This window comes from Serratia liquefaciens (genome assembly GCF_027594825.1).
GTDB classification, from domain to species: Bacteria; Pseudomonadota; Gammaproteobacteria; order Enterobacterales; family Enterobacteriaceae; genus Serratia; species Serratia liquefaciens_A.
Window position 1 is genome coordinate 1926256 of record NZ_CP088930.1, and the last position, 26430, is coordinate 1952685.

A 26430-nucleotide genomic window follows, 5' to 3' on the forward strand; every position below is an offset into this window, starting at 1 on the left:
GCCCTTTCTTTTAAGGCATCACCGATGACGACAAAACTCACCGAAGCCGGTTTTTGGCGCAAGACCGCGGACTCTTCAACGTTGAAGGAGCCGAGGGTTTTGATCCGGGTCTATGTCGGCGAAGGCGAAATAGACCGCACCATCGCCTTTTATGAACAGCTGCAGGGAGTGCAGGCAGACATGCGTTTTGATTTTCCTCAACACAGCCTGGTGTTGGCAGCCGTCGGCCCCTTTTTGATCCTGGAAGGGTCGCCAGAGAATTTGCAGCCCTTCCGCTCTACCGTCGGCACGCTGTTGGTCGATGATATTTATCCCTATCATCAACGCCTGCTGGACGCCGGAGCAGAAATATTTTTCGGTCCGGTGGAAGTCCCGACCGGTGCCTGTTTCAATGCCCGCCTGCCCGACGGTACGGTGCTGGAATATGTTCACCACCGACCGCGCGACGGCGAGTAAAGCCGCCTGGTTACTCTCGCCGCAAAAAGAAATGCTTGATGGTTTGCCGCAGCCATTGATGCGCGGCACCGCACAAGAGCCCAATGTGCCGTTCAGCCGGCGGTAAACCCTTCGGCAAAGGCGCCACGCAAATAACGGCTGAACTCCGTCACTGCTCGCGATACCTGGGGCGCATAGGGGCGCACCACATAAAGACTGTCGGCAAAAGCGCCTATCGGCCGCCAGGCCGGCAGTACCTCAATCAATCGACCGTCCGCCAACGCCTGCTGCGCACTGAAGTCCGGCAGCAAGGCAATACCCAACCCTTCTGCCGCCGCATCGCGTATCGATTCGCTGTTATTGGTGGCAAAAGGGCCGCTGACCGGCACGCGGATCTTTTCTGCCTTGCCCTGCTGCGCATGTTTAGCCACGAAACTCCAGCCCGGTTGTTCGGTGCCGCGGGGGTAGTAAAGGCACTGATGCCGTTGCAGATCCGCCGGTGACGTCGGCATACCGTGGCGTGTTACGTAGTCTGCCGACGCCACCGTCAGGGTTTCGGTTGAGCACAACCGCCAGGCGACATGGGTGTCGGGCAGGCTGTCACTGTGACGGATCGCCAAATCAAAACCCTCGGTAGCCAGGGATACCAGCCGATCCGAAACCTCAAGCTGCACCCGCACCTCAGGATTAGCGCGGAGAAAGCCGGTAATGCGCGGCACCAGTTGCTGGCGGGCAAAAGCCACCGGCGCCGTGACCCGCACCGAACCGCGCAGCGGCCCGGCAGAATCGCAAATGCCGGAAAAGCTCTGCTTAATCTGCTCGAAAGGCTGGCGCAGCTCCTCGACCAGCCTCGATCCGGCCTCGGTCAGCCTGACGCTGCGGGTGGTCCTCTGCACCAACGGTACCCCGGCCAGCATTTCAATCTCTTTGATTTTTTGGCTCATGGCCGCTTTGCTGACATCCAACCGCTCCGCCGCCCGGGTATAACTGCCCTGCTCGGCCAACACGGTAAGCCAATGCAAATGGGTCCACAGAGTTTCTATTTTGGGATTTTTCATCGTCGACTGTTCATTTATATAAACAATGAGTTCAAGTATAGCGCTTCTTCCCGTTCCGGTGCTTGGCTAAGATACATGCTCAAAGGCGATGTCAAAACGCTGCCCTGCGTACAGAAAAAACCATTAACTCACTGACAGGATTATTACTATGCCATTACTTATCTTTGATGTTATCGAAGGCCGCAGCGACGCCGAACTGCAACAATTGCTTGATGCAGCCCACCGTGCCGTCCTCAGCGCCTTTGAGGTTCCCACTCGCGATCGCTACCAGATTGTTCATGAAAACAAGGCTAAGCACATGGTGATTGAAGATACCGGCCTTAACCTGACCCGTACCCGAGATCTGGTGGTGGTTCGGGTGATTACCAGCCCGCGAGCCGAAGAGCAAAAACAACGGTTTTATGCCGAGCTTTGCCGTGAGCTGAAAGAAAGCTGCGGGATTGAAGGCGATGACTTAATGGTGTCCATTACCACCAACAGCAAGGGTGACTGGAGCTTCGGCAAGGGCGTGGCACAATACCTGACTGGCGATCTTTAACTTCCGAGCCCCAGGCCTGGGTTATCACCTGGGGCAATACTTTCAGGACTGCTGCTCTTCGCTATATTGGTTTTGCCACATTGCAGCATAGCGGCCGTTGGCAGCCAGCAAGGCGTCATGCCGCCCACGCTCAACGATCTCACCGGCCTCCAGCACGATGATTTCATCGGCATCCACCACCGTCGACAGACGGTGCGCGATCACCAATGTGGTATGGTCGCGGCTCACCTCACGCAGATGCGCCTGAATTTCGCGCTCGGTCTGGGTATCCAGCGCACTGGTTGCCTCGTCGAACACCAGGATCGCCGGATTTTTCAGGATAGTGCGAGCAATCGCCACCCGTTGCTTTTCCCCACCCGACAGCTTGAGCCCGCGCTCGCCCACCCGTGTTTCATACCCATCGGGCAGGCTGACGATAAACTCGTGAATATGCGCCAACCGAGCCGCGCGCTCGATCTCTTCCTGACTCGAACCGGTTTTGCCGTAACCGATGTTGTAGCCTAACGTATCGTTGAACAACACGGTGTCCTGCGGCACGATGCCGATGGCCGCGCGCAGGCTGGCCTGCTTCAGGCCGCGGATATCCTGGCCGTCAATCGAGACGGCACCGCCGTTCACGTCGTAGAAACGAAACAGCAGCCGGGATAGCGTGGATTTACCGGCCCCCGAAGCGCCGACGACTGCCACCGTGTTGCCGGCCGGAATGGTGAAACTGACGTTTTTCAGGATCGGCCGACGCTCATCATAGCCAAAGCTGACCGAGTCAAAACTCACCTCACCTGCGCGCAATTGCAACGCTGTCGCATCTGGCCTGTCGACAATTTCCTGCTCTTCCTGCAGCAGATCGAACATGTTCTCCATGTCGATCAGCGCCTGCCTGACTTCGGCATAAATAAACCCGAAGAAATTCAGCGGCTGATAAAGCTGCAGCAGATAGGCATTCACCAACACAAAGTCACCGACCGTCATCCGCCCCTGCACAATGCCCTGCGCTGCCATCGCCATCATCACGATCAATCCGATGGAAATAATGGCCGTTTGCCCGAGGTTGATGGCGGTAAAACTGAACTGGTTTTTGATGGCGGCATATTCATACAGGCGGCGCGACATATTGAACCGATCGGCCTCAAAATCCTCGTTACCGAAGTATTTGACCGTCTCGTAATTCAGCAGGCTGTCGAGCGATTTGCTGTTGGTATCGGCGTTGGCCCGGTTGAGCTCACGCCTGAAACGGGTTCGCCAACTGACGGCCATCACGGTGAACAGGATATAGCAGCCCACCGTCACCAAAATCGCCAGCGCAAACCAGCCGTTTAACAGATGCCACATGATCACCGAAACCAGGGTGATTTCGAACAGGATAGGAAAAATGGAGAACAGCAGCCGCGAAAGCACCGTCGCCACCGCCTGAGTGCCGCGTTCGATCGACAGCGACAGCCCGCCGGTCTGCCGCTCCAGGTGAAAACGCAGGCTCAGCGCATGCAACTGTCTAAATACGCGCAATCCCAGCAAGCGGGTCGCATTCTGGCTAACGTGCACGAACATCACGTTACGCAACTCTTCAAATAACGCGCCCCCGACGCGCGCCACACCATAGGCCAGGATCAAACCAATGGGGATCGCCAGCATTTGGGCGGTTTCACCGCTCAAGGCATCGACCATGGCTTTATAAGCCAGCGGCACCAGCGTGATACTGACCTTGGAAACCACCATAAAAACAAAGGCGATCACCAGGTAATAACGCAGCCTGGGGTTATCTTTAGGCCACAGGTAGGGCAGCAGAAACTTCAATAAGCGGGAACGGTCCATATCAGGTATCTATTGTCTCAGTCAGCAGAGCGGCGTGGTTTTTTATATTCTGGCACGTATGCCATGAAAAACCTTCGGTAATTCGCTCTTTTACCTCCTGGCAGTCTGGACAGCAGTGGTTACCCCCAGCAAGCAACGGCGTGGCTTTTACACCCTTGTTTACTCATGAGCGGGCCGGTGAAACGCCGATAACTGACCTGATTCACAAGCCCGAATGATCGAAAGCAAGACAAGGGCCCCATGGCATTGAACTGCCCTGGAAGCCCACACGGATTTTATTTCTGAGAGTCCAACGTCTCGTGATGAGTGATGACGTCCTGAGCCTTATTGTAACTCTCGATAAGCAATTGATAGGATGGGAAAATCAAGGTGTAAACCTCGGCCCACTGCGCTGCATCTTCTCGATTCCACGTTTGTTGAATTTCTGATGCCACGGCCCCGGTATCCATCGGTACCGCACCGGCTTGAACCACCCGGGCCAGCGTAATTTCTTGCGCCATTTTTGAGTAGGTGCCGGACGCATCAACCACGACAAACACCTGATAACCATCGGCAATCGCGCTAATGGCCGGGAATGCCATACAAACGCTGGTAATGGTGCCGGCAATAATCAGCTGCTTTTTCCCGGTGGCCTTTACCGCCTGTACGAAATCGGCATTGTCCCAGGCATTAATCTGCCCGGTGCGTGCCACATATTGCGCATGCGGTGCGTTTGCATGGATTTCTGGGATCAGTGGCCCGTTTGGCCCCTGTGGCACCGAGGCCGTGGTAATGACCGGCATATTGGCCAGGGTGGCAATTTTGGCCAGTGCTGTCGCATGGCGACGCAGATCGGGCATCGGCATATCGCCGATGGTTTGAAATAAACCGCTTTGATGATCAATTAACAACATCACGGCATCGGCCGGATTAATCACCGGACGCTGGTTATTAAAATTGGCTGGAACGCTCATAGATCCTCACTTAATCATCCTGAAACGTCTAGTGGTCGGAGAGTGGCTACTTTCCTGAGGTCAAAAGGCTAAAACTGGTCATTAAGTTCCGGTAATCGGGAATATGATTGGAGAACAAAGCCCCCAGCCCTTCAATGTCGTTGCGCCAGTCGCGGTGAAGCTCGCAGGCTGCGCCGAACCAACTCAGCAGTTGAGCGCCCGCACTTGACATGCGATCCCAGGCTGCATCACGCGTGATTGGATTAAAGGTTCCGGAGGCGTCAGTGATCACAAACACTTCATACCCCTCTTCTAACGCCGATAACGCAGGGAATGCCACGCAAACCTCGGTCACCACCCCGGCAATGATTAACTGCTTGCGGCCGGTTGCCTTTACTGCTTTGACAAAATCATCGTTATCCCAGGCGTTGATATTGCCTGGGCGCGCGATATAGGGTGCATCGGGGAAGGTTTGTTTCAACTCAGGAACCAAAGGACCGTTAGGGCCATTTTCGAAGCTGGTGGTTAACACCGTGGGCAAGTTGAAATACTTGGCTAAATCCGCCAAGGCTAACACGTTGTTTTTAAATTTATCCGGGTCCTGATCCCGCACTAAAGATAATAATCCGGTCTGATGATCAACTAACAGTACCGCAGCCTGTTCCTTATCCAACCTATTGTATTTAAAAGTCATTTACAATTCCTTTTATCATCAATTTCCGATTGTTAGCGGCCTTCCATCGATATAGCATCCATCAATGAATGAAGGCGTCATATTTAACCTAGCAATGAATCAAACCGGCAAACAGTTCGATTATTGGAAATCAGTGTTTCACCAATGGGAAGGTAGTATTTATGATAGATTTCAATGAAATGTTTATGTTTGCCAAGGTCATTGAATGCGGTGGCTTTCTTGCCGCAAGTAAGAAATTTGGTATACCTAAGTCCACGCTCTCCAGAAAAATATCCGCACTTGAGCAACGCCTTAATGTCAGGCTGATACAACGATCAACCCGAAACATCATGATCACCGAAATAGGAAAAGAATATTACCAACATTGTGTGCAAATGATCGCCGCAGCAGAAAAAGCCGAAAGCCTGATCAATAACAAAAGCGATCAACCCACGGGAAAAATAAGAATGACTTGCCCCAACATTCTTATGGATCTCGGTCTGTCAAAAACCTTGGCGAGATTTATGCTGAAATACCCTGACGTGTTACTTCATGTGAAAATATTTAATCGTGACGTGGATATCATTGCAGAAGGGTACGACATTTCATTTCAATGTATGGGGAAAGGATCCAAAAGCAGCAACCTGGTCATGCGGCGAATTGCCTCTGTTTCCCCCTCTTTTATGCTGAATCCCTCAGGCCGGGTTAAGCCAAACCAAATAAAAAAACCGACAGACCTGTACGGAATGCCCACCGTTGGCTGGTTGTCCTCCCACCTTCAATCGGCATGGACATTCAGTAAAGAAGGCAGGGAAGTCAAGATAAGCAACGAATCCTGCCTGGTTTGCGACGACATCAGATTAATCAAAGAGGCCATCCTCAGCGGAAGAGGTATCGGCTGCCTGCCACTGGAGCTAGTCCGTCAGGAAATGCTCGATGGCACCCTGACAACGCTGCTGAATGATTGGCAGTTGGAACCGCGAAAAATTGTCGCGCTTTATCCGTCACGTCAGGGGCTGCCGCCCGCCGTCAGGGCATTGATTGATTTTATCGTCGAGGATTTTTCGCTGGGAGTGTGACGGTTCCAAAAGACTTATCCGATAAGAAACAACGATTACGCACAATTATCCTCCCGCGTTCGGCGGCAGGTATTATAATTACCAGGGAAAAACAATACAGGATATCCAAACAGTTAAGGAGATGCGTCATGTTAAATATGGGTCCACGTCGCTCGCTGATTATCGATGAACAAAGCTTAAAGAAACAACGTACCCCGCTGTTAATCATCTCAATATTGCTCTTATTAGGCGGCATTTTTTGCCTGTTCAGCCCCTTCGCTTCCGGTGCCGCGCTCAGTATGGTCATGGGCATTTTCTTGCTGCTGAGTGGTTTCGGTCTCATTTTCGGCATGTTGGCTAACCGAGTGCAAAATACCTGGCCGCTGATCGGCGGTATTTTGCTGGGGGTGGCTTATCTTATTATCGGCTACGTGTTTATCACCAACCCGGCGGTAGGCATTTTCGCCATGGCGGTCTATCTTGCCGTGTTGTTCGCTCTGGGCGGCATTGTTCGACTGATAGCCGGCTATAAGCTCCGTGAAGTCAGCGGCAGCTGGCTGCAATACGTGATTGGTATTTTGGATCTGATCATTGCCTGGATGCTGTTCAGTGCCGATCCAATGACCTCCGTGGTGTTGGTCACCACCATTGTCGGTATTGAAATGCTGTTCAGCTCCTTTGGCCTGTTCCAGGTAGCCCGACAGTTGAAACGCTCGTGATCTCAGGCGGGGCCGCTCGGCTCCGCTTTTCCGTTACGCTGCCGACAATTACCCCGATACATCGGCGGCCAAGTGCCTTAATATTAATCAGGTTGCACGCAAAGCAGGTTCAGTTACTTCCCCTGACGAAAGATTGAAATGAGATGATAACGCTATGGAATTCAAGGACTATTATACCATTTTAGGGGTCAAACCATCAGATGACCTCAAGGCGATAAAAACCGCCTACCGCCGGTTGGCGCGAAAGTATCATCCTGATGTCAGTACGGAAAAAAATGCCGAGGCGCAGTTTAAAGAAGTGGCCGAAGCCTACGAGGTGCTGAAAGACGACGAGCGCCGCGCTGAATATGATCAACTCCGCCAACATCGCAATGACCCTAACTTCGGCCGCCAAACCCAGCATGCTCACGCAAATGCAAATAATGCCGAAGATTTTTCCGATATCTTTTCCTCCATGTTCGGCGAACATGCGCGCGGCCAGCGTCAGCGCCAAAGCAGGGCCATACGCGGGCAAGATATTGAAATGGAAGTGGCCGTATTCCTGGAAGAAACGGTGGCCGAACAAGCTCGCACTATCCGCTATAGCCTGCCGGTCTATAACGCCTTTGGCATGGTGGAGCAGGAGATCCCCAAAACCCTTAATGTGAAGATCCCTGCCGGCGTAGGCGATGGCGAACGCATTCGCCTTAAGGGCCAGGGCGGACCGGGCAGTGACGGCGGCGCAAACGGCGATCTCTACCTTATCATCCGCATTGCTCCGCACCCATTATTCGACGTGGTAGGCCACGATCTGGAAATTGTGCTGCCGATTTCCCCCTGGGAAGCTGCACTCGGTGCCAAGGTGCCGGTTCCTACTCTGAAAGACAGCATTTTGTTGACCATCCCTGCCGGCAGCCAAACCGGGCAGCGCCTGCGCGTTAAGGGAAAAGGCTTGGTCGGCAAAAAGGAAACCGGCGATTTGTATGCCGTGATCAAGGTCATGATGCCGCCGAAGCCGGACGAAAAGAGTGCTGCGCTGTGGCAACAGCTGGCGGAAACCCAGGCGAGCTTTGATCCGCGCAAAGAGTGGAGTAAGCAAAATGGCTAACCTAAAAGTAACTTTCACCATTACCGAGTTTTGTCTGCATACCGGTGTGACTGAGGATGAGCTAACGGAGATTGTCGGCTTGGGCGTTATAGAGCCGCGCAACCCGGCAACGGAAGAGTGGATCTTTGACGATCGCGCCTTGATCACTTTCCATCGCGCTCAGCAATTGCACCATGAACTGGCGCTGGACTGGCCGGGCATTGCTGTCACCCTGACATTGCTCGAAGAGATTGAGCAGTTACGTAAAGAGAACAGCCAGTTGCACCAACGGCTGGCGCGGTTCGTCACCAAAGCCTGATAGGGTGCAAACGGCCCATAACATCGTTCCCCTTTCCGCTCAGAAAAAGGAATTTCGCCGTAATATTTCCCCTGAGCGGATGGACACCAATGAAAATAGGCTTTAAATACAGAAAAATAAGGCCTCGCGGGTATTTCATAAGCACTGTTAATAAAGACATGTCATTAAAAACAGTATTGACACTGTTTGATAAACCCGTAGATTGGTAATCAACAGCAGCGTAATGATAGCAGCTGTTAATAGTAGAAGTGTTAAGTAAGTTGTTATTAATTTATTTTGCGATAAAGGCCACGAAGTTTTTTTAGTATGGGCCATCGATGCTGAGAAAAGTTACAGTCTTGTTCGATGAAGCTTTAAGGCCACGTCATAAGTACCGACAATCGCAGGGTGTGTACCAAAACGCGATGATGTAAGGCCATGATAGAACTGTTTTTTGTTTGCGATCAATGAGTAAGACAGTGAAAGCAGATCGCAATAGAAGTGAGGCTATGCATCAAAGAATAGATATCGCGAGGGGAGATGTACGAGTTGAGATGCCATACCTGTACTATTTAGGTTGGCGCTGAGTTTAAACTGATAAATATAGGGGAGGTTTTTGTTAACCCAATATTATCTATGATTAACCTGTACATTTAGTGTAGAACTTCAGCAGTAAAAAATTAAGCCTATTAATGTTAAATTTGAAGTCAATAGTACCTTAAAAGCCCTGGCTTCAACGGTCAGGGCTTTTATCATTGATACCAACCCTAAGCGTATTAATCGGCAATTTCCTCCCCGGCAGTACCCCCCAGGCAGACCACAACAACAAGCTCATTTATCGCTCTTTTTGACGGTGTTTTTTACCACTTTCCCGCACTTACCGTTAGGATTTTTACCTAAAAATGCAGTTTAAATTCAACGTCGTTAGGATTCATCTTAAAATGCGACCAGGGATATTTATGGATCTTGATGCTCAGGGAATGAAATGGATGACAAACAGCGTAAGCAGGGTTATCGGGTAGAGTATGGTGAAGAATGGAAGCCTGAAAAAACCTCTAAGTGGTTTTGGATTGTGCTGATCGCCATTCTGGGGATTTTAATTGTCGTTTCCTAAAAATAGCAACCAAGAAGGTTTTCTGTATAAAGTCAGTGATATGTCTCAGCGGTCGAAACCGCTGAGCAGAGTGCGAAAGTATTCATTTTATTATAGAGAAATGAATAGCCTAACTGCGATTATCGGTATTCAACATATTCCCTAGTTTTTCTGATTTATATTGAGAATAGTTACGCTGGGTTTCAGGATATTCCAGCTGGGACAGAATATCATTATAAGCCTGGTAGCAAGGTTGTTCGCGGTTAGCGCTACTGCCATTGAGCAGTTCTTCCGGCATGGCTCCCTCTTTCACTATGCGGCCAAGGAACATCCGAATGCCTTCAGAAACGGTCATGCCCATCTCTTTGAATACCGCTTCTGCGCGTTGTTTTAAGTTCGTGTCAATTCGCGCCTGAACAATGCTATCGCGTGTCATAAAACCCTCCTGGTGACATTTATTTCATCCTGTCAGGGTATTATTGCGCTGGAGATAGCGGATAAAAATGAGAATTCAGCTCGGCGCCGCAACGCGATTGACGGTTATAGTGAGAGCAATAACCACACCTCTCGTAAGGTAAAGATGACATAACCGGGAGTGCGCGTTTAAATGCTCTGTTATTACCTCATCATCATGCTCGAACTAACGCAGATGGATTAAACAGTCATTCAAAGAAAATATCATTAATTCTATTAATTTCAAACCGCTATAGATTTTATCAGGGTGCATATCTTCCAACCTTCGGTTCTCGAAGGCCAAACAGGCCGCCGCAATCTCTTTCGCACAGATGGTTTGCGCAGAGCCTTTTAATCGATGAACCGTTTTGGCAACCCCAACCCGATCGCCCTGCTTTGCCAAGGTTTGGGCCAGGGCAATTTCCTTTATATTTTCTTCGTTAGCTTTATAAAGTAGCGTTTTAATAAAAGAAATGTCGTTGCCAGCAACCTGAAAAAGTCGGTTGATATCCACATGTGCAGATAATGACAGCTGAAAGTCATCCATTACATTCTTCCCTATATTGTTTTTTGCGTATTTTTCGCCCAGGTTATTTAATCCAAATTATTTTTCATGCAAAACTCATAGGTTTCCATCATGCTATTAAGGTCCAACTTGGCCATAACTCTTCTTTTATAGGTCCCTACCGTCTTATCACTTATATTCATCTGCAAACCAATATCGACCAATCGCATGCCTTTTGCCAAATAACGTAATACCTGCAACTCTTTTGCCGAAAGCGAAGCAATTGCATTTTTTTGGTTATCTTCATCGGGCTGCAAAATTTGTTGTCTTGCCTGTTTTAAAGGGAAATAGCCATAGCCAGCGCTAATTGCCACCACAGCGCTGTGAAGATCGCATAGGTTATTTGCCTTACTGATAAAACCATCGGCTCCGGCGCTTACGCAATTTTTAATATAGTAAGGTTCATCTTTTCCCGACAACATCAGGATACCCCCGCTAAACTGGCGCTTGCGCAAACGCTGAACCAGCTCAATACCGCTGATAGAGTGAATGTCGATATCAACGATAACCAGGTCCGGCTTGTGTTTTTCAATTAATGATAGCGCCTCAAAACCATCACCCGTTTCACTAATTACCTTGAGGCCTTCTTTTTCCAACAACACTTTAATGGCAAAACGTGTGACAGGATGGTCGTCAACAACCAAAACACTCTTCATCGGTCACTACCTCATTATTTTTGTCGATTTACTGCTGCCCTGGAAAGCTCAAAAAGATGATAATGAATAATCAAAACCTGGCTCAATGATACGTTGTTCACAATCGCATGAATGGCTAAGATTATTTTATATTAAGCCATAAAAACCATTAATCGTAGCAATGAATCATACTATACCCTCATGATCACCACCATAGAGGACTCTCACTTACCTTCTGTTTTTATTGATGTTACCTGCCATAACCGCTCATTATTTGTTGTTAAACAGATCATATCATTATTGCGAATTTCGCGCCTATGCCGTTGGGAAAAGTACATTCACCCGCCACGGAATATGTGTAAGGGAAACATTACACAATATAACGCAAATGATTACAAAAAAATCAGGATTCCCTTACAAAATTGAAAGCGTGTTCCGATAGGTTAAAAGAAAGCGTCTCTATAACCTATCTCAACGCCTTCCAGCCATAATGTCTATACCTCTATTTGGAAATATCCCTACAGTATTCGTAACTTATTAAGGCTCAACAGCTTTGGCACATAACCTTTTCCTGATTTTAAAATTATCAATTAGTGCTAATTTACACTTGGTTGACCTAAAAATTAATACCAGCCCATTCCACATGAAACAACTGCAGATCAATGAGTAGTTTTTAAACAAGGTATAAGCCGATATGTTCTTTATAACGCTTAAAAATAATTTAGTCGGCCTTATATGCTGGTTCGCATTAACCCTCTTTACCCTGGTCATGCCGGCACTTCACGCCGCAGAGTTGACAATGGAAGAAAAAGAGTGGATCAGATCTCACCCGGAATTGCGGGTTGGCACCTATGAAGGCGGATTGCCTCCACTGGAAGATAAGGTTAAAAACCAATTAACCGGTTTTGCGCCGGACGTACTCAACGAAGTCGCCAGTCGATTAAAATTAACGCTAAAGGTTAAAGAGTATCAAAATCGTCTCGATATGATGCAGGCGCTGAGGCACGGCGAAATCGATGTGGTCATGAATATGTCCCCCACGTTCTCAGGTGCCAAATATCTGCGCTACAGCCAGCCTTACGGCGAGAACGATCTGATTATTGTCAGCGCCCGCGACAATCGCCACATTCTGGATCATTCAGACCTCGCCAAGGCATCGGTTGCCGTAGTCAACGGTTCGCCCGAAGCCGAGCTGATCCCGGAGGTTTATCCCGCCATCAGGCTGCATGAATTCGTCAACCAGACCGCAGCTCTGCTCAGCGTCGAGCAAGGCGAAACCGATGCATTCATCGGCAATCGCTACACTATCCGCTACCATATTGCCCTTAACAAAAGCGAAGCTTTCAGAACTGTGGGCAATGCCTATTTACCACTGCAAACGCTAAGATTCGCCTTTCCACGGGAAAACCCGTTACTGGCCAACGCATTCGATGTGGCCATTACCGACATTGGCTGGCGTGAACAACAGGCGTTATTTGAAAAATGGGTCGCTCCCTTCCCTGCCCGATTGCCAAAAACGGAACGCATCAACCTTTCTCCCGATCAGATTACTTTACTGAATCAATTGCCACACCTGCAGGTCAGCAACCTGGAATCCTATCCGCCGTTCTCTTTTCGCAATCAGCATGGTGAACCCAGCGGCCTGGTCGAAGACTATTTCGATCTGATACGCCGCCAGCTGCAGCTTAAATCTGAACGTGTCAGGGTTCGTTCACTGAATGAATTAATGAAAATGATCAAGGAAGGCGAAATCGATCTGGTCCCCGGTTTGCCGCCAACCGCAGAGCGCATGCAGTTTTTAGCCTTCAGTCAACCTTACGCACGCTTTCCGCTGATGATCGCTACGCGCAAAGAAACCAGCAATATCGAAGGTATCGAAAGCCTTGGCAAGGCGCGGGTAGCGATATCCGAGGACGCAGAGCCCATCCCAACGCTACTGCGTAAAAACCCGGAGCTGACTCTGATTCATACCGATACTGCAGAACAAGGTCTGCAGCTGTTGGCCGACCGCCAGGTAGATGCCTACATCGGCAATCTGGTGGTCACCGATCGCATTATTACCGAGCAATACCCCAACATATTAAAGGTCGCGGCACCGACCGGTTACTATGCCGAACTGGCGGTGGCGGTCACCAAAAAGTACGCCTATGTCATCCCGCTGATCAACCAGGCTCTGGCAAATATCAGCACCGATCGCAAAGAGCAGATCCGCAGCGCCTGGTTCCCGATCACGTTCCAGGAAGACGTCGATCTTCTGGTTATCATCAGGAAAATCCTGCCCGCCATATTGGCCGTCGGCTTGATCATGGCACTGCTTATCATCGCCTATTGGCGTTTGCGTAAGGAAACCAGCCGCAGGATCCGCGCCCAGATGACCTTAGCAGACCAGCTCAGCTTCCAGCATGCTCTGTTGGAAACCATCCCGTTCCCGGTATTGGGCAAGGACCACCACGATCGTTATATCGCGGTCAACAGCGCCTTTGAGAAACTGACCGGTCATGCATCCGCGCATATGCTGGGTAAAACGCCAGAAGAATGCGGCTACATCGATGCCATCGTCTCGCTGGAGCGCGAGCCGGAAAACCGCGCGGCTCTGTCGGCCGAGGAAGGCATCCACCGTCCACTGCGCTATGCCAATGCCAAAGGGGAAATGCGGGAGGGGTTGTTCTGGCTCAAACCCTTCTTCAGCGTTGACGGGGGGCCTGGCGGCAGCGTTACCGTATTGGTCGACGTCACGGATATCCGCCGTTCTGAAGAACGAGCGTTAATCTCAGAAGCCCTGCTGACCGACGTGACCGAATCGCTGCCGGTTACCGTGTTTCAAGTCTGCCTTTCGGTAAATGGCGATATACATTTTACCTACGTGGCGGGTGCCGCAGAAGCCACCTTCGGCTTATCTGCCGAAACCATGATGGCGGATCATGAAAGCTTCCAGCAACGGGTGAATGCCGAAGATATGTCCATGCTGCAAGAGAATTTGGTTCGCATGCAGGGCACGCTGGCCCCCTTCCAGAACGAATTCCGCATGCAGGTCAAAAACAATCAGTGCTGGATCCGTGTCAATTCAGGCAAGGGTAAACGTGAGAGCAACGGGGATGTGCTATGGGGCGGTTATTTTGAAGATATCACTCAATCCCGCCACCAGGAACGCATGCTGCTCGAAGCAAAAACCAAGGCGGAGGCCGCAGCCCGTGCAAAAGCGACTTTCCTGGCGACCATGAGCCATGAGATACGCACCCCGGTACACGGCATTCTTGGCTGGCTGGAGCTGCTAGAAAGAACCCGACTGGACGATGAACAAAACAGAATGCTGGTTACTGTACAAAGTTCTGCGCAGCATTTGACCCAGGTGATTGACGATATTCTTGATTTCTCCAAGCTGGAGGCGGGCCAGGTCTCGCTGGAAAACCTGGCGATGGATATCCGAGTATTCCTGTCGGAAATGATGCAAACCCTGAACCTGCAAGCGTTGAAAAAGAGCCTGTCACTGCATCTGTATCTGGATAGCAGAGTCGCCCAAAAGCTGTTGTTCGACCCGGTCAGGCTGCGCCAAATTTTAATGAACTTCCTCAGTAACTCGCTGAAATTTACCCATGCGGGCAACATTACGCTGCGGTTGGTTTTACTCGGCGAACAGAAAGGCCGGCAGTTTTTGCGCTTCAGCGTGGTTGATACCGGTATCGGCATCCCTGCGGATATGCAGCAACAATTGTTCCAACCTTTTCAACAGGCAGAGGCTTCCACCACCCGCCGTTTTGGCGGCACCGGCTTAGGGTTGGCTATTTCCAAAGGCCTGGCGCAGCAGATGAACGGAAAACTCACCATGCTCAGTGAGCCGGGCGAAGGCACCACCCTCAGTTTCGATGTCCACTTCGACGTCTACACACCGTCAGCCGCGTTGCCGGAGCTGTTGGGTACTCGAGCTACCCTTTGGTGCGATGACGCCGTTATCGGCCAGAACCTGCGGGAAATGCTGTTGGCATTAGGCGTTACCGTTGCCTGCCTGTCAGGTACGCAGACGCCGTCGCTTATCATAACCGGCTGCGATTTGCTGTTTATAGAGGAAACCATGCTGTCCAATCTTGCGATACCAGCCGCCGTCAGGGACAACATGATCGTATTGACTGAAAAACCGCTGCCGGACAATTCGACCGATCCGCATATCCTCAACGTCACGCCATTATCGTGGGAGAGGGTTAAAAAAATCTGCACCACTTTGTTAATCGAGCAAAAAAAACAGGCCGTCAACGTCTATGAACCCACAGTAGAAGAGGCGCCAGATATCACCCAGAACCGCGAACATGCCCTGGCTAACGGCAGCCTGATATTGGTCGCCGAAGACCACCCTATCAGCCGGGAACTGATCAAACATCAGTTGCAAATCCTGGGCTATTGCTTCGATATCGTTGAGGATGGCCAACAGGCTTTGCAGGCAATAGAAACTACCCGCTATGGCCTGGCGATTGTCGACTGCCATATGCCCTATATAGATGGTCTGGAATTAAGTCGCCTGATCCGCAAGAAAGAGGCAGCGACGAACAGCGCAAGACTGAAAATTGTCGCACTCACGGCGGGCGTACTGGAAGAACAAGAAGATCAGTGCCTTGCTGCCGGCATGGACGCTTATTTAACAAAACCTATTGATATTAAAGGGCTGAGGGACATTCTCACCCGATTTATCACGCCAAGAACAGTTGCTTCAACGACGTTCGGTGCAACCAACCCAAATCATTTTTTCACTATAGGCATGGCCTCGTTGAATAAGCGTTATGGCTCAGAAGAAAAGGCCAGAGTGGTCATGGGTATGATGCTGGGCAATCTGGAGCATGGGCTGCATCAGTTGGCCGCCAGCCGCTCTGCCGCACAACAAGCGCTGATTGTGCGCCACCTGGCATTGGATCTGGGGGCGCTTAATTGCCATATACTGGCCACGCAGGCGACAAGGCTGGAAACACGGCTAAATCAGGGGAAAATTAATCTCACCGGCGATCTGCAGGGTTTCAAGCAGGCTATTGCACAGTTGATCCTGCAGTTGCACATGCTGTAGCAGCAAAACAAAAAATAGCTCGGCGCTGCCGATGCAACTTTTGGTCAAGGCATCAAGGAAGTTAATCATTGGTTGATTACTTCCTTTTATTTATCGCCCACCAAGAAAAAAGAAAAACAAATCATTTATAGCGCCAATTAAATTAACAATTAAAACAACAGCATAAACGTTACGCTTAATTTAATGCCCCATTAAACAACATGCTTACTCAAACCCATAAAATAGTCATCAGCCCAGCAACAAAAATAAAAAAACAAATAAATTCAATTAATTAAACCACAAAGCGACCAACAAAAAAACAATTCAAAAAACATATGTTTTTTATTTTATCAAAAAACATATAACCATAGCATCAGTGATGCAATTGTGATAAATCAGGTCATGATAAATCACCCACAAAAACAAATAACGATAAAAAACTCACTCTAATTTAATTTCATACAGGTCAGATAAAATGGATAATAACCTTCATCATTCAACCGTAAAGAAAATGAACTTAAGACTTATTCCATTCATCATGCTGCTTTATTTAATTGCATATATAGATCGCGCTAATATTTCCGTAGCCGCATTACAAATGAATGCCGATTTGGCATTAACCGCAGAAATGTATGGCATTGCGGCAGGCATATTCTTCGTTTCCTATATCCTGTTTGAAATTCCCAGTAATATTATTCTCACCCGCGTAGGGGCGAAAATCTGGATCGCCCGAATAATGGTCACCTGGGGCATCATTGCCATGGGCATGAGCCTGGTGCAAACGCCGCTGCAGCTCTATATCATGCGCTTTCTGCTTGGGGTGGCGGAGGCTGGTTTTACCCCCGGGATTATTTATTACCTTTCCTGCTGGTATCCTCGCAGCGATCGCGCCCGCGCCATGTCGATGTTTTATATCGGCGCAGCGCTCGCCTCACTCATTGGCTTACCGATTTCCGGCGCTATTCTGCAGATGAATGATGTGCTGAATATCGCCGGCTGGCGCTGGTTATTCCTGTTGGAAGGTGCTCCGGCGGTGTTGTTGGGCATCACAGTCTATTTCTACCTGGACAACAAACCGGAAGACGCCAAATGGCTGGAGCCCCAACAGCGCGCCTGGTTGGCAGGCGTACTCACGCAAGAAGCCAGGCAAACACCAGCGCAGCAAGAGCATCATTGGCAAGCCGCCTTCAAAAACCGCAAAGTATGGCTGCTGAGCCTTATGTGGTTATTACAAGCCTTCGGCACCATCGGCATCGGCTTGTTCCTGCCATTGATCATCAAAGGCGTGGTCAGCGAGCAAAGCAATTTCATCATTACCTTACTTTCCGCCGTCCCGTTTTTGTTCGCCTGTCTGTTTATGTACTTTAACGGCCACTATTCCGACACCCACCGAGCCCGCGCCTTACCCCTGGGGCTACCGCTAATCCTTTCCGGACTGTTGCTACTGGGGGCCATATTCACCACCAATCTGGCATTGGCCTATGTTCTATTGGTATTCACCATTGCGTTGAACTGGGCAATCATCCCCATTTTCTGGGCTGTGACGACGGAAACGGTGTCCGGCGTAGCGGCAGCGGCTTCCATTGCGCTGATCAATGCCGTGGCCAATATCGTTGGGCTGGCGCTACCACCGGTTATTGGCCGAATTAAAGATATGACCAACAGCTATGATGCCGCCTTAATTATGGTGGCAATTGCCTTGGTATTAGGGGGAATTATCGGTTTGCAAATTGGGCGCCGGAAGCACATCACCAAACTGCCAATACACCAAGATACGGTAGGACACTAAGGAGAAAGTATGGAAAACGTTATTTTGCAGATAGCACCGGTGCCTATGCAATTGACCCAGCGCCTGCACCAACACTTCACCTTATTCAATTACGCCCAACTCACCACAGAGCAACAGGCTGAACTGATACCTCAGGTTCGCGTTTTATTAATCAACGGTGAAACTCCATTAGACGACACTGCTATGGCGCGCTATCCCAACCTGCAATTGATCGCCGTTTTTGGCGTGGGATATGAACGGGTGGATGCTCAAGCCGCCTACAAACGTAATATTCAGATCAGCAATACGCCAAACGTACTGACCGACGACGTTGCCGATTTAGCCTTTGGATTGATGCTAGCCTGCTCCCGCCAAATTGTCGGCGCGCAGCGCTTTATCGAACGCGGTGACTGGGCCAGCCAAAGCTACCCCTGGACAAACAAGGTCAGCGGTAGCCGGCTCGGCATTCTCGGCCTGGGCCGTATTGGCCGGGCTATCGCCCAGCGTGCTTCAGCGTTCAATATGTCGGTGTATTATTACAGCCGTACGCGGCACGCAGACTTTGCGGAAGAGTACTGTGCAACACCACAAGCACTGGCGACACACTGCGATTTCCTGGTGGTGTGCACCCCAGGGGGAGAGAACAGCCGAGCCCTGGTCAATGCCGCGGTATTACAGGCTCTGGGCCCCGCGGGGATTTTAATCAATATCGCCCGCGGCTCGGTCGTTGATGAGGTTGCTTTGGTGCACGCCATTGAACATAAGTTGATTGCCGGTGCGGGGTTGGACGTGTTCTGCGATGAACCGAACGTGCCAGCAACGCTGCTGCAACGCGATAATGTGGTGATCACTCCTCACATGGGCAGTGCCACGCAGAGCACCCGCAAGGCAATGTCGGATCTGGTTTACGAAAACATTAGTGCCTACTTTTCCGGCCAGCCCTTGCTTACTCCAACAAATAAACCTTAATTTTCGACAATAGCGCCACCTAGGGGGAATCACTCCAGCAGCTCCAACGAGAGGTGTGATTCACTTGTTTGACGGGGGCAACACGGGTGGCGATCTCCGGCATAGCAGCTTCAGTTCTAATACACGATCGGAATTATTCCTGTGTAACTCCAAAGGAATACCCTCCCGAATTGTACAAGCTGACTGAACTCAGGTATGCCATTGATAATGCAAGGTTACATGGCCTAACCTAAGGAAATTAAATATTACCATAACAAATAATAATTACCTGAGTGAGTAAAAACAAAGTACAAACAAATAAAAAATAAACAATCAATGTTTTAATTTTAAATTAACACAATAAAAAACCATCTTTGTAATACAACAAGTCAACTTACGAGAATGAGCACCAATAATCATAACGTATGAAGTTTAAAATTCTGTTTTATTGATTTAGCTCAAAATTATATCCATATCTAACATGATTAACGATATGATCATCCAACAAAAGCATGGATCAAGCTTATCATTCATACCAATATTCAATCGATTTAATCGATGATAGTCCAGCGTAAATATTGGAATCTGAGTATCTTTTTAAGGGAAGGAACCACTTATGCTCAAAGAATCAATAACCGTATTTTTATCGGATAAAAATCGCTACTTCATGCATGGCATCCAGCAGGCACTGGAGATCTACTTCCACTCAAAAAATGTGAATGTGCGCTTCACCGAAAACACCTTCGAATACCGGACGGCCGACATCATCTTTCTGGCAGCCAATCCAAGCGAAAGCACCCTGCCTCATTATCTGTATTCGCAAGCGAAGGCGTGCTGCCCATTGGTTTTCTTGATTGAGGAAGAACGAGGTTCAACGCCGGTTGCCAACAGCGCCAGCCGAAAGAAATTCACTTATATCTCGCGCAATAAAAGTGTCGAGGCTCTATTTGAAACCGTTGAGCGCGTTGTTTTCTCCAAAATTATTAAAAATAAAAGAAATCGCTGTGATTTTAATAACGCATCCCGATTCGCCAGGTTCTCTACCAGAGAGTATGAAGTCATTCATTATCTTTCTTTAGGCCTGCCCAACATTTCGATTTCACGAAAACTGAATCTCAGTGAAAAGACCATCAGCCAGCATAAACGTAACGCAATGCGAAAGCTGAATTTCAAACGCAATGCCGAACTGCATTTTTGGTTGTTGTGTGGCGGTTTAAAGGACGTTGGACGACATGTTCTGATGTAACCCTCTCACAGGGAAATTCATCCTTATTTTCAAGCGTCTTTTCTTCAAAAGCAGACTAACGATGGAAATAAATGCGTTTTTCTCTATTCGGTTTACAGCGTGCCTTATCAGGATTGTCGATTGCCCGACCAACAATAAATTACGGGTAATCGATAACTCAGCAACTGCGCACCGAAAGGAAACCGCAAAATGATACTAAACCGCGCAACCCTGCTTGGTTTACTCAGCATGCTGCTATTGCTACTGGCGCTGCTGCCATCACTTTTGAGGATGATCGACATTTCCAATATCCCTGCTATTTTGCACTCCATGCAAGATGGCAAACTGTCGCCTAATAACCCTCATAGCGGGGATACAAATGAACCGACCAGCGGAAAACATCAAGAGCCCTTAACCGACGAGGGTAACCTAACACAGCATGCCGAGGTCAAAATCAAGCGGGGAGATACCGGAGTCAGGCCAGTGTCCAAGCTACGCATAAAATCGCTTACGCAAGGGAGCAAAATCCCAAGGATGAATCTGGCAGATTTGCAAAAAAGCGATTCTGACTTACCGACTGAAAGCGCCTTGGCCAAATTCAATTTTCAAACTCTCCAGCAGGAAGTAAAAAAATTTATCCGCAGAAAGATATTGTCACGCAGAAAGCTAGCGGGTTCGAATTTAGAGTAAATGAAGATGCTGCCAGAAGGGTGTTTGGAGCGGTGAAGGGAATCGAACATAGGTACTTTCCGAACTGCCGGTAAGTGCCTAATCCCATTGCTGATGCGGTGAATACTACATCAGAGAATGGGATAACGCTATGGGTAACAGTGCGAGAAATCAGTACCTGTACAGACACGAATCCGGTATTTGGATGTTTCAAATAGCAGTGCCTCAGCATATGCGACATTTAACAAATGGCCGGAGGCTGTTCAGGAAAAGCACTGGTCAACGTGACGTCCAGAAAGCCCGAACAGTGCGCGACCGATTAGTTGTTGAATGGAACCACGTAAAAGAAAAACACGCTGTTGATACCGAAACTATTACGTTAAATCGCGCCATCAACGCGGTACAGCAACTAGGACAAGTATCGGCAGTGACTTCCGGTGACCGGGTAATGCTTCAAGCCGTTACTTCCGAATACCTAGCTGAATACAAAAAAACACGCAGCCTCAGCACCATCAGTAAACACACTCTAGCGGTACGGCTCCTGCTCGAACATTTAACCGTTGCTGATACCGAGATAACCGGCATCACCCGCACATCGGTGACGCAGTTCATCCGTGCTCTAAAACCCAAGAAATCCGCCCAGACAATCCAGAACTACCTGTCCGGCCTGAACTCGGTGTACGAGTACGCCCGCCGCTGTTATGACGGAATCCCCGCCGCGTCACCATTCATAGGGCACCGACTTGAGGCGAAGCGGACTGTTAGCAGTTACCAGCCGTTCACGCAGGCAGAGATTACAACCCTTCTCGGTAATGCCGAGGAAAAACTTCACGACGTTATTTTTATTGGCCTGTACTCAGGAATGCGTCTGAATGAAATTGCCTCTCTCGGTGTTGATGACGTGCCGGAAATCAACGGTGTGCAGTGCTTCCGTATTCAGGCAGCCAAAACAAAAGCAGGCGTTCGATTGGTGCCTATTCACTCTGCTTTGGTAGACATCATCCAGAAGTACAAACGTTTGAATGCTCAGGGGCAGCACGGGCGGTACTTGCTGCCTAAAGCAAACGCCATCAAGAGAGCAGATGCCAAGCGTGGACCGTGGTTCAGTCAGCAATTTACCCGCCTACGGAATAAGGTGCTGCCGAACGCTACAGATCGGCAGTGCTTCCACAGCCTACGGGGAATGTTTATCACCAGTTTGGACAGGCACAACATAGACGACAGCAGGATAGCCGCGCTTGTAGGCCACACACAGAAGACAATGGCGAAACAGGTTTATAGTCAAGGAGTTGAACTTGAAGAGTTAAGTAAGATCATAGAGTTAGTGAATTATCAGGGCTTGTAGTTCAGCATTCAGTAATGCACTGAAAATCTTACATAGCTTTACCCACATTCTTCTTGATCTTATTGCTGGGTAGATATACAGTTAACACAACATGTAGTGTTAGTATTTAAATAAATGCACTACATGCAAGTGATTCGTACCCTAAACAACGATAAGGTCATAGAAATGGCAAATAGCAAACAAACCTCTAAATCAGTAGCCTCAACGGCTGCGCAAACACTGAACAACCCTAACGCTTCAGCAATTCAAAAAAGCTTGGCTGGTTCGGCCTTGGCTCAATCAGGTACAAGCAAACAGACTGGCGCTTCAATGGAATCAAAGGCTTCAGCAGCTTTAGATAATCCTCGTTCCGCAGCTCTTACACGTACCCTTGCCGGAACTGTTGTTTCACAGTCAGACAAGAAACGCTAAGTAATACATACTCTAAGGGCGGCTTTCGTCGCCCTTTCCCTGCCTCTATGCCTGATACCCCTCGCCCAACACATTAAGCGGCGCTCCTAATCATACCTGACAAACCAGTCACCTCAGCACGACTAACATCACCAACTGATCGGTTGTTGGTACTGGTTATACAATCAGAGAGGGTATGCTCAGATTTGAGCAGTCATACACAGCAGTTCGGCGGGTTCACCCTGCACGATACTCTGCGTCTCGCTGAGAACCTCTCAAAGTAGAATCAGGCGCTGGTATTGAAGGGAGAGTGATACCCCTCCCTTTATCTTCACGTATGTCGAAAGGGGTATGGGGGACAATGAGGGCTGTCAGGGTGCAGGGAGGCTCTCTCATGAGCACAACAAAAATTGACCGCAGTACACATCGGTACTGGAAATTAACTGCTGAAATAATGTTCGCAGTGTGCATCGTTATTACAATGCTATTCAAAATAGATTATTTATTTGTGCATGCCTTCGCAAATTGTTTCCCTAGGGTTGTTATATGTAGGTAGGATTTATCATACTTAAACTTAAGACCTCTGCTTTCTATTTCTTTCTTGAAACCATTGAGAAAATCAGATGACAATAAGTCATTGTAGTGTTCTTCAATAACATAGTATTGCCCATTAGGAATCTCACACAATCCTAATCGGCATAAATTATTTAAGTATGCGGGGGTTAGGTGAGGGTTATCGCAACCAGCCTTTATTCCTATATGAGAGTAATTCTCATAGACATTGTTCGTACCCGCAGACTTACCATTCCCTTCTGATTGCATAGTAACTATCGGAAAAACAACTCCTGAGTCAAGAAATAAATTTATTATTTTTGCTTCATCAGGCGTTAATTGTTTAATTATTTCCACAAAAGCCGGGTGAGCATTCTCTATCGTATCTTTATTCATTGCTGTGGCCAATAAATTGGCATACATTTCGCTTAATGATTCTTCATGTCCTGTATAGCGTAACGCTTCAATAGCAGGGCCTGCAACATTAGGCTTTGGTGTGATAATGTTTTCTGGTGGAACATTTTCTAGTTTTCTGGCAACTTTGGTGGCGGTAAACTCTTTTATTTGGTCATAGCCCCATACCAAAGCACTAACTGGAGCCAATGCAACGTTTACTAATTTTGCAACGGTACCTAAAGCCTTACCCACCTCTTGTGCCGCAGGCTGTATAGCATCTTGGTAGATTGGTACCTCTTTGGTGACCGCTGCCACAGCATGAACAATATCAGTGACTTGACTGGTTTTTGTTTGCGAGTTCTCTTCAGACATAAAACTACCCATCGTATATTTATCTTCGACATTACCTTATATCCTTTTGAGTTATTTAAATCAATAGATTCATATTAGATAGTAGTATTTATGAAGAGTCGATACTCGTTGGTATATATAATAGAAATTCTTGATTGAACTGGTGAATGCATGTGGGTGATATTATTTTCAATAACTACGCCAGTTGATGGTTGAATTTGAATAATACCGGCCATAAAGCCCCGGTTAGTGATACCTAAGCAGCGGAGCGTCAGCGACATCATCAGATTATCATAGCGCATCATCGTTATCAGGTCGCCCGTGCATCCTAAGGAACCGTGGGCCAGCCGGAGATAGAGCCGGGTCTTTCGCTACCGGTGCGTATCACTTTAGCCTGTTTATCCCTGTAAAGGGGCATCGGGGCTGAATGCTGCGATGAACTATGTTTTGGGAGAGTTTAGAGCCGATGGCACGGCATGCTGTTCTTGTTAAGCTATCGCGGTAAGACAGTAGAACGACCGCAAGCGGTTTGATATGCTCCCAGAACCATACACCACGCTACAACAGCGATGGGCAATTCCTAGAGATACCTTTGTCGGAACCTGGACATTCAATCACTTCTGAATTTTATGATTTCTAACGAGAAGGTACAAAAAGAAAGGCTTTGGAGCGGGTGAAGGGAATCGAACCCTCGTATGCAGCTTGGGAAGCTGCCGTTCTACCATTGAACTACACCCGCATCGGTGTGCGGCGATCATTATAACCGGTTATCCCCGGCGGGCAAGCGGAGATAGCGCGTAACTGCTGGTGTTTTAAGCAGTTAGCATGCGCAACCTTCCTGTCCGATCCAACAAGCAAAAAAAACCGGCGCAGTTGCCTGCACCGGTTGATATCTGCTCTACGAAACGTTATTTCTGCGGGCGCATGGCCGGGAACAGGATCACGTCACGGATGGTGTGGCTGTTGGTGAACAGCATCACCATACGGTCAATACCGATACCCAGGCCGGCCGTTGGCGGTAAGCCGTGCTCCAGCGCAGTGACGTAGTCTTCGTCATAGAACATCGCTTCGTCATCACCGGCGTCTTTCGCATTAGCCTGGTCAGCGAAACGCTGCGCCTGGTCTTCTGCGTCATTCAGCTCGGAGAAGCCGTTACCGATTTCACGGCCGCCGATAAAGAACTCGAAGCGGTCGGTAATTTCCGGGTTGTTATCATTACGACGCGCCAGCGGGGACACTTCCGCTGGGTATTCGGTAATGAAGGTCGGCTGAATCAGATGACTTTCCGCCACTTCTTCGAAGATCTCGGTCACTACGCGACCCAGGCCCCAGCTCTTCTCAACCTTGATGCCGATGGATTCAGCGATAGCTACCGCTTTACCCATGTCAGCCAGATCGGCCAGATCGGTTTCCGGACGGTATTTCTTGATCGCCTCGGTCATGGTCAGCTTTTCAAACGGCTTGCCGAAGTCGAACACTTCATCACCGTACTGCACCTGAGAGTTGCCCAAAACTTTCTCGGTCAGGGTACGGAACAGGGACTCGGTCAGTTCAATCAGATCTTTGTAATCCGCGTAAGCCATATAGAGTTCCATCATGGTGAACTCTGGGTTATGACGCGGAGAAACGCCTTCGTTACGGAAGTTACGGTTGATCTCGAACACGCGCTCGAAGCCGCCTACCACCAAACGCTTCAGGTACAGTTCTGGCGCGATACGCAGGTACATATCGATGTCCAGCGCGTTGTGATGAGTCACGAACGGACGTGCGGAAGCCCCACCAGGGATCACCTGCATCATAGGGGTTTCGACTTCCATGAAGCCACGTTCCACCATGAAGTTACGCATCGCTGCCATGATCTGGGAACGCACCTGGAAGGTCTTGCGCGATTCGTCGTTGGCGATCAGATCCAGATAACGCTGACGGTAACGGGTTTCCTGATCCGCCAGGCCATGGAACTTGTCCGGCAGCGGGCGCAGGGCCTTGGTCAGCAGACGCAGTTCGGTGCAGTGGATGGACAGCTCACCGGTCTTGGTCTTGAACAGCTTACCGCGTGCGCCAACGATATCGCCCAGGTCCCACTTCTTGAATTGTTCGTTGTAAACGCCTTCCGCCAGATCGTCACGTGCAACGTACAGCTGGATACGGCCGCCAACGTCCTGCAGCGTGACAAATGACGCTTTACCCATGATACGGCGCGTCATCATACGGCCGGCTACTGTGACTTCTACGCCCAGCGCTTCCAGCTCTTCGTTGTCTTTTTCGCCGTAAGCTGCGTGCAGCTTGTCTGACGTGGTGTCGCGACGAAAATCATTCGGGAACGCAATGCCGTTCTCGCGCAGCGCAGCCAGTTTCTCACGGCGTGACTGCAACTCGTTATTGAGATCCAGCGCCTGATCGGCGCCTTGTGGTTGTTGCTCAGACATTT

At 49.2% G+C, this 26430-nt stretch carries 24 protein-coding genes and 1 tRNA gene; 15 read left to right on the forward strand and 10 right to left on the reverse strand.

The genetic code is table 11. The features are described 5' to 3' along the window. The first annotated feature begins 24 nt into the window (after positions 1-24). Together LQ945_RS08770 and LQ945_RS08775 are read left to right on the forward strand one after the other, a co-directional pair. Entirely contained in the window at positions 25-456 is a 432-nt protein-coding gene (locus tag LQ945_RS08770; protein WP_044553213.1) for a VOC family protein, read from the forward strand. Continuing rightward, positions 425-562 (forward strand): hypothetical protein, encoded by a 138-nt coding sequence (locus LQ945_RS08775; protein ID WP_269935658.1) that lies wholly within the window; start codon positions 425-427, stop codon positions 560-562. The genes LQ945_RS08770 and LQ945_RS08775 overlap by 32 nt, the downstream gene beginning before the upstream one ends. Here the strand turns inward: LQ945_RS08775 and LQ945_RS08780 are convergent. Then, a complete protein-coding gene (locus LQ945_RS08780; RefSeq protein WP_270102707.1) occupies positions 549-1493 on the reverse strand; it encodes a LysR family transcriptional regulator in 945 nt (314 codons plus the stop codon). The two genes, LQ945_RS08775 and LQ945_RS08780, sit on opposite strands and share 14 nt — an antisense overlap. A 148-nt stretch (positions 1494-1641) precedes the next feature. Here LQ945_RS08780 and LQ945_RS08785 point away from each other — a divergent pair, with 148 nt between their 5' ends. After that, positions 1642-2031 (forward strand): tautomerase family protein, encoded by a 390-nt coding sequence (locus LQ945_RS08785; RefSeq protein WP_270102708.1) that lies wholly within the window; start codon positions 1642-1644, stop codon positions 2029-2031. Positions 2032-2073: 42 nt separating this feature from the next. Here the strand turns inward: LQ945_RS08785 and LQ945_RS08790 are convergent, their stop codons facing one another. The 3 genes from LQ945_RS08790 to ycaC form a co-directional block, all read right to left on the reverse strand. Next, complete coding sequence (locus LQ945_RS08790) at positions 2074-3840, reverse strand: ABCB family ABC transporter ATP-binding protein/permease (protein WP_269935661.1); 1767 nt, start codon at positions 3838-3840, stop codon at positions 2074-2076. A 275-nt stretch (positions 3841-4115) separates the two neighbouring features. After that, a complete protein-coding gene (locus LQ945_RS08795; protein WP_269935662.1) occupies positions 4116-4793 on the reverse strand; it encodes a hydrolase in 678 nt (225 codons plus the stop codon). Positions 4794-4839: 46 nt separating this feature from the next. Next, complete coding sequence (gene ycaC / locus LQ945_RS08800; protein ID WP_262240992.1) at positions 4840-5466, reverse strand: isochorismate family cysteine hydrolase YcaC; 627 nt, start codon at positions 5464-5466, stop codon at positions 4840-4842. A 161-nt stretch (positions 5467-5627) separates the two neighbouring features. Here ycaC and LQ945_RS08805 point away from each other — a divergent pair, with 161 nt between their 5' ends. The 5 genes from LQ945_RS08805 (at position 5628) to LQ945_RS08825 (ending at position 9700) form a co-directional block, all read left to right on the forward strand. Further along, the gene (locus LQ945_RS08805) at positions 5628-6524 is read left to right on the forward strand and encodes a LysR substrate-binding domain-containing protein (RefSeq protein ID WP_270102709.1); all 897 of its coding nucleotides are present in this window, start codon (positions 5628-5630) and stop codon (positions 6522-6524) included. A 128-nt stretch (positions 6525-6652) separates the two neighbouring features. Continuing rightward, complete coding sequence (locus LQ945_RS08810) at positions 6653-7222, forward strand: HdeD family acid-resistance protein (protein WP_269935664.1); 570 nt, start codon at positions 6653-6655, stop codon at positions 7220-7222. A 154-nt stretch (positions 7223-7376) separates the two neighbouring features. Next, positions 7377-8309 (forward strand): curved DNA-binding protein, encoded by a 933-nt coding sequence (gene cbpA / locus LQ945_RS08815; protein ID WP_262240988.1) that lies wholly within the window; start codon positions 7377-7379, stop codon positions 8307-8309. Further along, on the forward strand, positions 8302-8607 hold the full coding sequence (cbpM, locus tag LQ945_RS08820; protein WP_262240987.1) for a chaperone modulator CbpM: 306 nt from the start codon (positions 8302-8304) through the stop codon (positions 8605-8607). The genes cbpA and cbpM overlap by 8 nt, the downstream gene beginning before the upstream one ends. A 964-nt stretch (positions 8608-9571) precedes the next feature. Further along, complete coding sequence (locus tag LQ945_RS08825) at positions 9572-9700, forward strand: hypothetical protein (protein WP_270102710.1); 129 nt, start codon at positions 9572-9574, stop codon at positions 9698-9700. 109 nt (positions 9701-9809) lie between these two features. On the opposite strand, the gene LQ945_RS08830 is transcribed toward LQ945_RS08825, so the two are convergent. From LQ945_RS08830 to LQ945_RS08840, 3 genes are all read right to left on the reverse strand, one after another. Continuing rightward, complete coding sequence (locus LQ945_RS08830; protein WP_048823976.1) at positions 9810-10115, reverse strand: type II toxin-antitoxin system RelB/DinJ family antitoxin; 306 nt, start codon at positions 10113-10115, stop codon at positions 9810-9812. A gap of 204 nt (positions 10116-10319) precedes the next feature. After that, a complete protein-coding gene (locus tag LQ945_RS08835; protein WP_270102711.1) occupies positions 10320-10679 on the reverse strand; it encodes an Hpt domain-containing protein in 360 nt (119 codons plus the stop codon). A gap of 47 nt (positions 10680-10726) precedes the next feature. Continuing rightward, positions 10727-11353: a response regulator gene (locus tag LQ945_RS08840; protein WP_269935668.1), complete on the reverse strand. Its 627-nt coding sequence runs from the start codon at positions 11351-11353 to the stop codon at positions 10727-10729. A gap of 778 nt (positions 11354-12131) precedes the next feature. On the opposite strand from LQ945_RS08840, the gene LQ945_RS08845 reads away from it, so the two are divergent. From LQ945_RS08845 to LQ945_RS08875, 7 genes are all read left to right on the forward strand, one after another. Continuing rightward, positions 12132-16379, forward strand: coding sequence for a transporter substrate-binding domain-containing protein (locus LQ945_RS08845; protein ID WP_270102712.1), 4248 nt, complete (start codon positions 12132-12134; stop codon positions 16377-16379). Positions 16380-16833: 454 nt separating this feature from the next. Further along, positions 16834-18147 carry an MFS transporter gene (locus LQ945_RS08850; RefSeq protein WP_270102713.1) on the forward strand — a complete coding sequence of 438 codons (1314 nt, stop codon included), beginning with the start codon at positions 16834-16836 and terminating at the stop codon, positions 18145-18147. Positions 18148-18156: 9 nt separating this feature from the next. Next, complete coding sequence (locus tag LQ945_RS08855; RefSeq protein WP_270102714.1) at positions 18157-19095, forward strand: 2-hydroxyacid dehydrogenase; 939 nt, start codon at positions 18157-18159, stop codon at positions 19093-19095. Positions 19096-19690: 595 nt separating this feature from the next. Next, positions 19691-20320 carry a helix-turn-helix domain-containing protein gene (locus LQ945_RS08860; RefSeq protein WP_269935671.1) on the forward strand — a complete coding sequence of 210 codons (630 nt, stop codon included), beginning with the start codon at positions 19691-19693 and terminating at the stop codon, positions 20318-20320. Positions 20321-20509: 189 nt separating this feature from the next. Then, positions 20510-20989 carry a hypothetical protein gene (locus LQ945_RS08865; RefSeq protein ID WP_269935672.1) on the forward strand — a complete coding sequence of 160 codons (480 nt, stop codon included), beginning with the start codon at positions 20510-20512 and terminating at the stop codon, positions 20987-20989. A gap of 286 nt (positions 20990-21275) precedes the next feature. Continuing rightward, positions 21276-22313 (forward strand): tyrosine-type recombinase/integrase, encoded by a 1038-nt coding sequence (locus LQ945_RS08870; RefSeq protein ID WP_333482957.1) that lies wholly within the window; start codon positions 21276-21278, stop codon positions 22311-22313. Positions 22314-22478: 165 nt separating this feature from the next. Next, the gene (locus tag LQ945_RS08875) at positions 22479-22724 is read left to right on the forward strand and encodes a hypothetical protein (protein ID WP_086581104.1); all 246 of its coding nucleotides are present in this window, start codon (positions 22479-22481) and stop codon (positions 22722-22724) included. Between the two features lie 477 nt (positions 22725-23201). Here LQ945_RS08875 and LQ945_RS08880 read toward each other — a convergent pair whose 3' ends face one another. From LQ945_RS08880 to lysS, 3 genes are all read right to left on the reverse strand, one after another. Beyond that, positions 23202-24023 (reverse strand): DUF4393 domain-containing protein, encoded by an 822-nt coding sequence (locus LQ945_RS08880; RefSeq protein ID WP_270102716.1) that lies wholly within the window; start codon positions 24021-24023, stop codon positions 23202-23204. Positions 24024-24667: 644 nt separating this feature from the next. Further along, positions 24668-24741: transfer RNA gene (locus tag LQ945_RS08885), tRNA-Gly, on the reverse strand. Between the two features lie 169 nt (positions 24742-24910). After that, positions 24911-26428: a lysine--tRNA ligase gene (lysS, locus tag LQ945_RS08890; RefSeq protein ID WP_262239621.1), complete on the reverse strand. Its 1518-nt coding sequence runs from the start codon at positions 26426-26428 to the stop codon at positions 24911-24913. Positions 26429-26430 lie beyond the last annotated feature (2 nt).